This is a genomic window from Adhaeretor mobilis (assembly GCF_007741515.1).
Classification (GTDB): Bacteria; Planctomycetota; Planctomycetia; order Pirellulales; family Lacipirellulaceae; genus Adhaeretor; species Adhaeretor mobilis.
Window position 1 is genome coordinate 1,111,337 of sequence record NZ_CP036263.1, and the last position, 12,215, is coordinate 1,123,551.

The 12,215-nt window shown below is 55.8% G+C and carries 9 protein-coding genes; 5 read left to right on the forward strand and 4 right to left on the reverse strand.

Annotation, left to right across the window (positions count from 1 at the left end):
- The first annotated feature begins 343 nt into the window (after positions 1-343).
- Together HG15A2_RS04335 and HG15A2_RS04340 are read left to right on the forward strand one after the other, a co-directional pair.
- Complete coding sequence (locus tag HG15A2_RS04335) at positions 344-904, forward strand: PEP-CTERM sorting domain-containing protein (RefSeq protein ID WP_218932317.1); 561 nt, start codon at positions 344-346, stop codon at positions 902-904.
- A 260-nt stretch (positions 905-1,164) separates the two neighbouring features.
- Positions 1,165-2,103, forward strand: coding sequence for a hydroxypyruvate isomerase family protein (locus HG15A2_RS04340; RefSeq protein ID WP_145058202.1), 939 nt, complete (start codon positions 1,165-1,167; stop codon positions 2,101-2,103).
- Between the two features lie 454 nt (positions 2,104-2,557).
- Here HG15A2_RS04340 and HG15A2_RS04345 read toward each other — a convergent pair whose 3' ends face one another.
- Both HG15A2_RS04345 and HG15A2_RS04350 read right to left on the reverse strand, forming a co-directional pair.
- Positions 2,558-3,262: a peroxiredoxin gene (locus tag HG15A2_RS04345; RefSeq protein ID WP_145058204.1), complete on the reverse strand. Its 705-nt coding sequence runs from the start codon at positions 3,260-3,262 to the stop codon at positions 2,558-2,560.
- 101 nt (positions 3,263-3,363) lie between these two features.
- Positions 3,364-4,632 carry a glycosyltransferase family 4 protein gene (locus tag HG15A2_RS04350; RefSeq protein WP_145058206.1) on the reverse strand — a complete coding sequence of 423 codons (1,269 nt, stop codon included), beginning with the start codon at positions 4,630-4,632 and terminating at the stop codon, positions 3,364-3,366.
- A gap of 255 nt (positions 4,633-4,887) precedes the next feature.
- On the opposite strand from HG15A2_RS04350, the gene HG15A2_RS04355 reads away from it, so the two are divergent.
- Together HG15A2_RS04355 and HG15A2_RS04360 are read left to right on the forward strand one after the other, a co-directional pair.
- The gene (locus HG15A2_RS04355; RefSeq protein WP_145058208.1) at positions 4,888-7,899 is read left to right on the forward strand and encodes a DUF1553 domain-containing protein; all 3,012 of its coding nucleotides are present in this window, start codon (positions 4,888-4,890) and stop codon (positions 7,897-7,899) included.
- A 74-nt stretch (positions 7,900-7,973) separates the two neighbouring features.
- Entirely contained in the window at positions 7,974-9,401 is a 1,428-nt protein-coding gene (locus HG15A2_RS04360) for a DUF1501 domain-containing protein (protein WP_246117876.1), read from the forward strand.
- Positions 9,402-9,446: 45 nt separating this feature from the next.
- On the opposite strand, the gene HG15A2_RS04365 is transcribed toward HG15A2_RS04360, so the two are convergent.
- Together HG15A2_RS04365 and HG15A2_RS04370 are read right to left on the reverse strand one after the other, a co-directional pair.
- Positions 9,447-9,764, reverse strand: coding sequence for a TfoX/Sxy family DNA transformation protein (locus HG15A2_RS04365; protein WP_145058210.1), 318 nt, complete (start codon positions 9,762-9,764; stop codon positions 9,447-9,449).
- Between the two features lie 78 nt (positions 9,765-9,842).
- Positions 9,843-10,502 (reverse strand): hypothetical protein, encoded by a 660-nt coding sequence (locus HG15A2_RS04370; RefSeq protein WP_145058212.1) that lies wholly within the window; start codon positions 10,500-10,502, stop codon positions 9,843-9,845.
- 359 nt (positions 10,503-10,861) lie between these two features.
- On the opposite strand from HG15A2_RS04370, the gene rsgA reads away from it, so the two are divergent.
- Positions 10,862-11,950 carry a ribosome small subunit-dependent GTPase A gene (rsgA, locus tag HG15A2_RS04375; RefSeq protein WP_145058214.1) on the forward strand — a complete coding sequence of 363 codons (1,089 nt, stop codon included), beginning with the start codon at positions 10,862-10,864 and terminating at the stop codon, positions 11,948-11,950.
- The last annotated feature ends 265 nt before the right edge of the window (positions 11,951-12,215 follow it).

Here is a 12,215-nt window from a genome sequence, read left to right on the forward strand (position 1 = left end):
AATGCAAATGTACAACTTGGTGGTCTCAAATATTACCACCGGGTTAGTCTCTATTAATTAACGTTCACAACGGTTTACGTTGTTCTACGTTTTCGTGGTGGCCAACAGTTTTTGTGCCTCCTACTCTTTATTCGTTTTGCTGGCCTGATCGCTAGGTCTCAAGCAAATAATGCTTTTCTGTATCTAGAGGTACTTTTAGCTAATGATCAACGATATGGGTTAACGGAAACACTAACCCAAGAGCACACTTATCAACGGAATGAATTTACTCAACGGTCGAAAGACCAACAGCAACAACGTTTTTGAAACCTATCTAATTAATTACCAAAAAGAGGAATCTATTATGAAACTCAACACACTATTTACTTTCGCAGCTGCTATCGCCCTTACTGCCACAGTTGCACAAGCTGGCCCCATCGTTAGCGTCGTAGAAGACGTAGCACCCGGCGATCTTGCTCGTTTCAATATCTCTGTGGATGCCGATGGAGAGGAATACGACACCATCGAAGTTATTGTTAACGGCCAACTTAACCAAAATGGTGGCACGACAATCTTCACCCCGAATAGTGACGACACGGGCTTCCTTGGTGCTGCAACAGTTGTAAAAGGTGGCTCAAATGTCGCCGCCTCGGATACCGATATCCTGTTCTCGGGAGTTACCGGTTTCCAGGCCCCTCAGCTGATCTCCAGCGTACTTTCTCCAGGCGAAGTATTTTTCCAAGCGGTCCTCGCTCAAGGTGGTGCTGGAACTTACGAAGTCAACTTCCTGAGAAGCGGTGCCTTTATTCCTGCGTTTGCAGCAAGTGGTGCATTGGGCGGAACCGACGTCCCTGAGCCAGCCAGCCTCGTGCTGTTCGGTCTTGGCTTGGTCGGCTTCTGCGGCTCGCGTCGCCGGAATGGCTAGAGTTTGATGCTCACCACGGTGAGTAAAGATTAACGATCAAAGCCCCTCAGTTGGTGACAACTGAGGGGCTTTTTATGCGCTTCCTCCTCAGGGGGGCGCTTGTCGGGAGTTGGGACCCATTCAGGGGTCAATCGGGGAATCAGAATTTGACGTTAGGAAGCGAGTGGGCAGTAGGCAGTGAGCAGTGGTTGGGGGGAGTGCTTTCTATTAAGCTACGGATTCTCCTACTTGACCCTCGCCTTTAACCACTCGACTACCCCATGCAACGACGTGAACTCCTCAAAAACACTGGCCTAGCTGCTGCCTCTCTTGGTGTGGCAGGCCTTGTGAAGGCTCAAGACTCGAAAGTTGAGACGGCCGGCAAGCCCCGCACGTTTAAGCTCAAATACGCTCCCCATTTCGGGCAGTTCGTCAATTCCGCCGGCAAAGCCAATACTTCAGAAGACCTGATCGATCAGCTCAAGTTCGCGGCCGACCAGGGATTTACCGCTTGGGAAGACAACGGCATGAAGGGCCGGCCCGTAGAACTGCAAGAAAGAATCGCCAAGACGATGGAGCAGCTTGGCATGACGATGGGCGTGTTCGTGGCGCATGCGGACTTTAGCGTGGTCAGCTTCGCAGGCACAGACAAAGCGCAGCGTGATCGCGTGTTGCAGGATGTGAAGGACAGCGTCGAAGTCGCCAAGCGTGTCAACGCCAAGTGGATGACTGTTGTGCCGGACAAGGTAAACGACCGTCTGGAGCCAGGCTATCAAGCAGCTCATTGCATTGATCTACTGCGCCAGTGCTGCGAGATCCTCGAGCCGCACGGGCTGGTCATGGTGCTAGAGCCTTTGAACTGGTGGGCAAACCACCCAGGGTTATTCCTCAACAAGATCCCGCAGGCGTTCGAGATTTGCCGGGCGGTGGATAGCCCTAGCTGCAAGATCCTGTTCGATATCTATCATCAGCAGATTCAGGAGGGAAATCTCATTCCGAATATCGACCTGGCTTGGAGCGAAATCGCTTACTTCCAATGCGGCGATAACCCGGGCCGCAAGGAGCCTGGCACCGGCGAGATCAACTACCGCAACGTCTTCAAGCACATCCACAGCAAAGGTTTTGCGGGTGTGATGGGTATGGAACACGGGCTTTCAAAATCGGGCGTTGCGGGCGAACAGGCTCTGATTGATGCTTATGTCGGGGCGGATGATTTCTAGGTTATTGGCTTGTTTGGCGCTTCCATTTGAACCACAGAGGACACGGAGAAACTATAGAACGCGGATAAACGCAGATTCAGCGGATGCAATACGATTGATTTTTCTTAGTTCAGTTCGATCACAGGAGATGCTTGGTCCCTGGCTCGACTAACTTCGAGAAGAAATCGAATCTGCGTTCTTCCGCTCAATCTGCGTTTATCAGCGTCCCATTCTTACCTCCGTGTCCTCCGTGCCCTCTGTGGTTTAAAACTAAGTGTGTTCAATCCTCAGTAGTCGTAGGGTATCGCAGAGTGGAGCGAGGCGTACCGTGAACTGGTGCTTGGTATGCCTCGCTCCACTCGGCAGTACCCTACGACTGAACGGGTAGAACGTGCGTGAATCGTCAAACCGATTTAGCTAGCGGACCGGCTTACTCGGTCGGTGAGTCTCTCGTCGGAATGACAATCTTGTGCGATCACTCCTCAGTCTTCAGCGATTCAATGGCCTTCATCACTAGCCCGGCGTCTTTGCGTGGATCGACTTTGTCGTTCTTGTAGACGATCTTCCCGTTCGGCCCAATGACAAAGGTCCAGCGGCTGGTGGTTACGCCACGTACGAGCTCGATGGGATGCCCGTCGAGTTGCCAATTGACTTTGCCACCTTTGCCGGTCTTCACGCCAAAGACCTTGGCGATTTCCCCTTTGGGATCGGCCAGCAGGGTAAAGTTCAGCTTGTGTTCTTGGCGGAAGTGCTTGTGGTTTTCGACCGAGTCGCCGCTGACGCCGATGACTTCGATCGGAAGAGCTCTCCTCGGTAGGGCAGATTCGTCTTCGCCCAGCGCCTTGACTGCATCGCGGTAGCTGCACGCCTGCTTGGTGCAGCCGCTGGTCATATCGGCGGGATAGAAGTACACGACGAGAATCTTCTTGCCGATGTGCTCCTCGCTTTTCCAGTTCTTCCCCCGATCGGTCTGGCCGGAGAATTTGGGTGCTTTGTCGCCGACTTTGAGATCGACCGGTTTCTTCTTTTCCTTCTCTTCGCTAACCGATGCAGTTTTCTCAGCCGTGGGTCTCGCAGCAGGTCGCTCAGCGGTCGCTTCAGCAGCAGCTAGTAATGATTGAGAAAGCGGGAAAAGCGAGCAGGCTACGAGAGCGGCAAGTACGGTTTGAGTGGCTTTCATGGTCGAGTTCTCACGAGGGTGGCACGGAGGCGTGGCAAGAATATCCGCAGCGATGTGCACTGCCGGACGTCACATCGCCCTATCCAGACTAGTCCGGTATTCTACGCTTCCGGCAGCCCGCGGACGATGATGTCGCAGAATTCTCCGCAGAGTTTCTCGCGGCTGTATTCTTCGTGGATCAGCCGCCCCGCGTTTTGGCCCATTTCGCGGAGCTCTTGGCGCGACATTTTGTCAATCTTCTCGAGTACGGCAACGGCCCCCTCCACATCGCCATTGGCCACATGCCAGCCGATTTGTGCCTGCTCCAGCAACTCAGTCTCTAGCAGCTCAGTCTCTAGCAACTCAGACACGTGACTAGGCTGCGGGCCGAAAAACAAGAAGGGCCGCGACAAAGTCATAGCACCATAGACTTTGCAAGGATGAGTGATGCCCACCATGTTGTCTGAGAGTGAAACGATGTGGACATCTGCAGCTGAGAGCGAATATTTGATCTCTGAAAGTGGCTGGTAGGCAAGCGTGGTCGCGTTGGGCGGTTGTTGTTCGGCTAACGCAGCATCGACGGCTGCCTTCCCGTGCCCGCCGCCGATGAACATAAAGTGCAATCGAGGGTGGTCGGCGAGCTTCAGTGCTGCAGCGAGGAACGTCTCGACAGGAGAGGTAATCGCGTGATTGCCGCTGTACATGACTACCGTCTTGTCACTCAGGCCGTGCTTCTCGATGAACGGGTTGTCCTCACGCTGCACCTCTTGCAGATCGTCTTCCATCGGCCAGGGGGGGATCACCGTGATCTTTTCACGCACGTCGCGCTTGGCAATCAGGCGCTCGGCCATAAAACGGTCGAGAACGATGATCTCAGAAGAAGCGCCCAGCAGACGGCGATTCAGCCAGTCGAAAAGCCGAACCGGTAGGCTGCCCTCAGCAAACTTCCCTGAGGCGACCACCTGGTCGGGGTTGAGATCCATGAGCCAAAACTTCATCGGTACGCGTCGGAAGAAGCGGATCACCAACGCCGCCACCGAAGCCATCGGCGGGGAAGTACTTACGAGCACCGTGGCCAACCTGCCGGTGAACAAGCCGCGCAACATGACTTGCAGAAGGAACAAGCTTTGCCCAAGCAGACGGTGCAGGATGGTCTTCTTTCCAAAGGATGAAAACGGCAACCGCACGACTTCCACGCCATCGATTATCTCATGGGCGGGGAACCTCTGCGACGGGTCGGCATAACCCCGGCCGGAGGTGAGCACCCGAACGTCGTAGCCGCGCTTGACCAGTTCCCGCGAGGCATCAGCCATGTATTGCCCGACGGCAGCCGGATCGGGCACGTAGACTTGGCTAATCACCAGGATGCGAGGTCGGTGTGGGGCGGTCATGGCGGAAAGCAGGGCCGATGTTTTAGAAGTTTCTCAGTGCTAGGGAGTCAAATTCTAGCTTATCTCAATAGCCACCCCAGGGAACGGCCTGCTGGCGAGGGAAATACTGCAAAATTAGCGTAGAATAGACATCAAGCTGCGAGCCTTACGGGGTCTTCGTTACGAAACCGCTTAGTTGCGAAACTCTCGCGGGCGGCGCGGGTTTAGTATTCTGATAGAGGCTTGTCTTATCAAACTCTGAGCACACCTAAAGCCATGCAGAAATTTCACTACCCGCTCGCGATTATCCTCGGCCTATTCTGCCTGTTGGAATCCGCAATGGCTGCGGAGCCGTCACCGGCTAAGCCACCTCAAGACGCCGCTCGGATCAGGCAGTTTGATAGGAATCAAGACCGTCAGCTCTCGTTCGAAGAATTTGAGGAATTTGCTAGCCGCATTCCCAGGCTGAAGGGGCGGCCCGAGGCGGTTGCGTTTTTGTTTGAGTTGCACGATGCGGACGGCAGCGGCCAGCTCGATCGCAAGGAGTTGCAGGAGCTGCGCAGCTCGGCCCAGCAGTCGGCAAGTCCTGCAGGGAGGTCGCGCTCATTCGGCCCCGACACGTCAGTGCGCCGCAACCCGCTGCGACTTACCATTCCCAAGAACAAGAAACAGGGGAAGACTAACCAGCAGAAACCCAAGAGCACGAAGCAGAAGGCGAAACAGCCAACCATCAAGGCTGCGGAGGTTGAAGCCGAACGAATGTCACAGGCTGAGCAACCTCCGGTGAAGCTCACTGAGCAACAGCTAGCGTTTTTTGAGTCGAAGATTCGCCCCGTGCTTGCCGATCGTTGCTACGGGTGCCACTCTTCCGAAGCAAAGCAATTGCGGGCCGGTCTGATGCTTGATTCGCGGGATGCGATTTTGTTGGGCGGATCAAGCGGGCCGGCAGTCGTGGTGAGCAGCGAAGATGGCGTTGTCCACGGTGACGCGGAAGCGAGTCCGCTGATTCAAGCCTTGCGGGGCGACTATTACGATCAGATGCCACCGAGCGGCAAACTCTCGTCGCAGACGATTGCTGATTTCGAGCGTTGGGTTGCCATGGGTGCGCCTGACCCGCGCGAAGGAGAGCCGGTTCCTGTTGAAGAAACCCCCGAGTCGACCATCGACATCGAGGCAGGCAAACAGCACTGGGCGTTCCAGTTGCCAGAGGGCGTTAAGCCGCCGTCGGTGGCTGACAAGTCCTGGCCGAGCACGGATATCGATCGTTTTCTGCTCGCCAAGATGGAAGTAGCAGGGCTCAAGCCTGTGGGAGATGCTTCCCGGGGAGCTTTGCTGCGTCGCGTGAGCTTCGATCTGACCGGGCTGCCACCTTCGGTCGAGGAAATCGAGGCGTTTCTTAGCGATCCCGATTCCACGCCGATTGCGTTTGAAAAAGTGGTTGATCGCCTCTTGGATTCGCCTGCCTTTGGTGAACGTTGGGGCCGGCACTGGTTGGATGTGGCGCGATATGGAGAGTCGAGCGGTCGAGAGGCGAACATCTTCTACCCATTTGCTTGGCGCTATCGCGACTACGTGATCGATGCCTTCAACGCGGACAAGCCGTTCGATGAATTCCTCCGGGAACAAATCGCCGGCGACCTGCTGCCTGCTTCCAACAATACCGAGAAGGCAGAGCAAACCATCGCGACTGGTTTCCTCGCCCTGGGGGCGAAGTCCCATAGTGAACGCGATCCTCGGCAATACGTGCTCGATGTTGCCGATGAGCAACTCGATGCCGTTTCGCGTGGCATGTTGGGACTGACGGTTGCCTGTGCGCGTTGTCACGATCACAAATTTGACCCGATTCCGCAGACGGACTACTACGCCTTGGCAGGGATTCTTGCGAGTACGGAAACCCTCTCGGGCGGCGTTCGAGGGAGGCAGGTTCGCCAGGCGAATGGACTCGTTGAGTTGCCTGAGAGTGTTGAAGCTGCGACAGGTGAGCCGCTTTCTCCCAAAGAGATCGATCAACTGTACGATCAGCTCGATAACCTCGACCAAGCCATCCAACGCGTCGGAAATGGCCCTGATGCGCGCAGGATGCGCATCGGCATCGAGATGCGCCAAGCGAACGTGCGACAGAAGATTTCCTATTATCACGAAGATGGCTCTCCAAGAGACTTTGCCATGGGCGTACGCGACGGCGATGTGCTCGACATTCCGTTATTCGTGCGCGGCGAACTCAAACGCCCCTCTGACGTCGTGCCACGCGGATTTCTACAAGTTCTCCAACAATCCAGTGATCCTGAGATTTCTACAGGCAGCGGTCGGCGTGAGTTGGCCGAGTGGATTGCCAGTGAGAGGAATCCGCTGACTGCTCGGGTCATGGCAAATCGCGTTTGGCTGCACCTGTTCGGGCGCGGGCTCGTGACCACGCCGGACAATTTTGGCGCAACGGGCGAGCCACCAAGTCATCCCGAATTGCTCGATCACCTAGCCATCGAATTCGTAGAGAGTGGCTGGAGTGTCAAAGAGCTTGTCCGACAGATCGTGTTGAGTCGTGCCTACCAATTGGACTCGACAATGTCCTTCGAGGGGCATGAGATCGACCCCGACAACGAGTTCGTGTGGCGGCATCCGGCTCGCCGACTGGAGGCGGAAGCGATCCGCGACGCGATTCTCTCAGCAAGCGGCACGATTGATTTACAGCGGCCGGTGGGTTCTTTTGTTGCCAAGATTGGCGACGGTCAAGTGCGAGCCCTCGACAATGCCGCTGTCCAACGGGCCAAACAACTCCAGCGGGCGAAAGCCATGGCACGTCGCACGGGCAACAATCGCATGCAGCGAAATAGGAACGCGATGTTCCCAGTGCCCGAGGCCGAACCAACACCCACGTACCGCGCTGTGTATCTCCCCATTATTCGTGATCGCCTTGATGAATCGCTGGCCGCTTTCGATTTCCCTGATCCGAGTCTAGTCGCAGGTCAACGAGAAACGACGACTGTGCCCTCGCAATCGCTCTTTCTCATGAACAGCGAGCTGGTCATCGAGCAGGCAGTAGCAATGGCAGAGCGACTTGCGGAGGTTTCGAGCTCCACCAGTGAGCGGATCGACTTGGCGTTTCAATGGACGCTTTCCCGCTCGCCCCGTGCTGATGAATCCAGAGCTGCGAGAACCTTTCTGAAAGAGTTCTCCCGAATTGATCAAGACAAGCAAGGCAACAAAAACAAACAAGGCAACCAAACGAGTGCGTGGTCCGCGTTCTGTCAGTCGCTATTCGCGACGGCTGAATTCCGCGAGATCCCCTAACAGCATAACGCAGCGCAATTATTAGCCACGGATGGCACGGATAGACACGGAACTTTTTCGACAGGAATACTCTCATGAACGATATCGCCCAACAACTCGCTATGATGAGCCGTCGTGAATTGCTCAAAACCGCCTCGGTAGGTTTTGGCTACTTGGCATTTGCCGGGCTAAGTACTCAGGCGGCAGCACGCGAGGCCGGGCCGCTTGCGGCGCGAGCGCCCCACTTTGCGCCGCGCGCCAAACGGGTGATCTTTCTTTGCATGCAGGGCGGACCTTCGCACGTTGATACTTTCGATTACAAACCCAAGTTGCAAGCCAACGATGGCAAGGAAGCCAGTTCCACAACCTTCGGCGGCACCGGTCGTGCCCGCTATGGCAAACTACTGGGCCCGCAGGCGAAGTTCCGGCAACGGGGCGAATCGGGATTGTGGATTTCCGATCTCTTCCCCGAAGTTGCCAAGCATGCTGATGACCTGTGCTTACTGCGGGGCATGCACACCGATGTGCCAGCGCACTCTCAAGCGTTCTTGCAAATGCACACGGGTACTTCGCGATTCGTGCGCCCCTCGCTCGGCTCGTGGGCGCTCTACGGGCTAGGTACAGAGAATGCTAACTTGCCCGGTTTCATCAGCTTGAATCCTCCCTCAGGTCAGGGCGGCGCGCAAAACTACGGCAGCGCGTTCCTGCCGGCGGTCTATCAGGGGACTCCTATTCGAGGGCGCGGCATGCAAGGGGCCGGAGCAGCGCCGACAAGCCAAGTCCCTAACATTGCGAATCCACAACTGAGTGAGCTCGCCCAGCGTCGTCAGCTAGACTTCATCCAAGAGTTGAATCAGTCCAAGCGCGCGCAAGAAGAACACCTTGCCAATTCCCAGGTCGACGGGGTCATCTCATCCTATGAGTTGGCGTTCCGCATGCAGGATACTGTGCCTGAAGTGATGAACCTTGCTGGCGAGACAAGCGCCACGCAAGCCGCCTATGGACTAGAGAATCGCGAGACGGCAACCTTCGGGCGCCAGTGTTTGCTAGCGCGCCGCTTTCTAGAAGCTGGTGTGCGCTTTGTCGAGGTCTGCCAGACTGGATGGGACCAGCATCGCAATCTCAAGGATGGGCTCGCGAAGCAATCGGGGGCAGTCGATCAACCCATTGCCGCGTTGCTTGCCGATTTGAAGCAGCGCGACTTGCTTAAAGACACGCTCGTGATTTGGGGTGGCGAATTTGGTCGCACGCCGGTTGCCCAAGGGGCTGACGGACGCGGCCACAATAATCTCGGCTACACGATGTGGATGGCTGGCGGCGGCGTGCGCAGCGGACTGAGTTACGGAGAAACTGACGAATACGGTCGCGAGGCGATTGACGGGCGCGTCCACATCCACGATCTACACGCGACTATCCTGCATCTGTTAGGTTTCGACCACAAGCAGCTCACTTACCGCTACGCCGGCAGAGATTTCCGCCTGACCGACGTGCATGGCAACGTGGTGAAAGACATTCTCGTTTAAGGCGGATGCTGTCTTGATGCGCCGTCTTCAAGCGAACTGTGCTTTTCAAACAAACTGGCCCGACGCCCGCATCTCAGCAGTCAGCGTTTTGAAATGTTGTTTCTTCCCTTCTGGTAACTCACGCCAGTCGATGTCGTGGATCGCTCCGTAGAGAGCGTAGAGGTAGGCAGCGTTGCAACACTTGCCGCTCCGTCCCTGTTTCTTGCGACCGATGAGCATCTGGACGAAAGCATCCTCCGCACCCAGTTTCTTGAGCTGATCAGCCGTGCGAATGCCGACCGCATTGAGGTCGCCCTCGCAGGCTGGGCCCAGATTTCGCATCTCAGAAATTTTACGGTTGTCATCGGCCACGATGCGATTCATCTCACCCGCGCGTTGCTATGCCCTGTGCGTAGCTTGGCCGCTGGTGCAACCAAGCTACGCATAGGTGGTTGATCGTTTCTATTGCTCCAAGTGATAACCGAGAAAGCCGTGAGTTAGGTGAGCGCGATGGGTGCGCGGGGGCCATTTCGTGATGCGATTGTCTGGATCGATGGGTGTATAACGGCGGTCGTCGCCATCCCAAAAGCGGGCTGGTCCGTTGCGGCGGTGCTCCATCCGAATGGAGGTGTCACTATAGATGGCAGTCAGTTGGATCTTGTTTGTGCCCACTTCCACATCGGTGCGAGCGTGTGGCTGCAAATCTGAGTACGTGCCATCGTTGTTTCGGATTTCCAACGTGCCCGGACCAAGATTGGTGACGGTGACCGTCGAGTTCTTCTTGACGGTGTGTTGCGCGACCAGTCGTTCAAGATCGGCAATGATTGGGTTGTTGTTTCGATTCTGTCCCAACGATGCCTGGTCGTTGAGTATTCTTTCAATCGTGAAGAGCAGCTCCTGACGCGGGTCAATTGCAGCCGCGCGACGTGCGGTGGCTGGTCTGGATTGCACCACCCTCGAGCCGTCTGGCTGAATGGTGTAGTACTCTGTCTCTTGCTGAGCTTGCAGTGCTTGTTGAGCTTGCCGCAAAAGTGTCTGCCCACTCACTTGCAGTGCTGCGCTAACGCTGAGGAGGAACACCAACGATGTGACAGCACACTTGACTCTCGGTGAATTTGTCATGCCTAACTTTCAATCAAGAAATGGTGATAAGTGCCCGTACCGAACGGGCGTCGTAATAGAAAAGCAACTACTTTGTTCAGGGGCGACCGACACGAATCTGTCGGAGGGAGCGCCGCTGCTCTAGTAGGAGTAATTGAACCGATGCGTAAAGCATCTGCCGAAGAGCGATTAGAATGCGAGCAACCGCAAATTGCAAGTAACCCTGGATCTGTTGTTTGTCTCGCCTTGATATTTCGATTCAAGGTATTCTCAATAGTTGGTGAAATCGGATCAGTCGGCTTCCCCCGAACCTCTGCTTCGCGTCACGTGTCGAGTGAGACGTTAAGGATTAGGTCCCTTTCGCAAAAAAGGCCCTCGGAATGAGCAACTTCAGTCTTCGCAACATTGGATGGAAGCCGTTCTTTCAGCAGCAAGTGTCGCTGGAGGAACTGGAAACGGGTGTCGTTGCCCGTGTGTCAGCTCATCATGGAAGTCAGATTCTCATGCTGGGAGAAGCTGGCGAGTTCAGTATTCCTGCGCAGTTGGCCCAAGCGGCCGATGAAAGCGCTGGTGGAACAGCGGCTGGTGAAGCGGGCGCCTGCGGAATCGCTGTCGGCGATTGGCTATTGCTTGATGCGCAGGATCACCGCGCCATTAGGCGACTCGAACGCGACACGCTACTCTTCCGCAAAGCTGCGGGGGAGGAAGTCAAACCCCAGGTCATTGCAGCGAACCTTGATACGATTTTCATCGTGACTTCGTGCAACGAAGATTTCAATCTCTCTCGGATCGAACGCTACCTCGCTCTCACTTTGCAGGCGGGCGCGACTCCCGTTGTGGTTCTCACGAAAGCGGACCTTTGCGAGAATCCTGCCGAGCTCCGCCACCAGGCTGAGCAACTTCATGCCGGACTGCTCGTTGAAACTTTGGATGCCCGCGAGAGCGAGCAAGCAGACGTCTTGAAGTCTTGGTGCGGACCGGGGCAATCGGTGGTGCTCCTAGGCAGCTCGGGTGTTGGGAAATCAACCTTGGCCAACGCTCTGGGTACAGGTCAGCTGGCGACGGGTGGCATTCGAGAAAAAGATGGCAAAGGTCGTCATACGACCACCGCACGTTCTCTCCACCTGTTGCCAAGCGGAGGCGTCTTGATCGATAACCCGGGTGTGCGAGAGCTTCAGCTGCCAGCCTGCGAAGAGGGCCTGACCGACTTGTTCGAAGACGTGCTCGTTATCGCTAGGAACTGCCGCTTCAGTAACTGTAGCCACGAAGGGGACGCCGGGTGCGCCGTCATGGCCGCCTTGGAAGCAGGCGAACTCGATCAGCGGCGCTTCGCGAGTTTCCAGAAACTCAATGCGGAACAGGCCCATAATTCCAGATCGTTGGCAGAACGCCGTGAGCGCGACCGTAAGACGGGCCGCATGTACAAGTCGATGATCGACAAGAAACGCCGGCGGCGCGAAGAATCCTGAAGGCTGACGAACGAGCTTGAATTGCTCTCCCTCCTGAAAGCAAGTAGCGGTGGATGCGGCTGGCGAATGCTTGGAATTGTCTGCGTGTCTGAGGTCCTCCTCTTTGGGGTAAAAAGGTTTTGCACTTTTGCACGGTTTTCATGTTTTCGTGAGCAAAACCCAAACGGATGTTGCTTCGCTCGCGGTCGGTACTCGTTACCGCCAAGCGACTTACGACAATTCAAAGTTCGCAGCGTCGCTGGGTTTTGCTTTGCGTTAGTCAGCA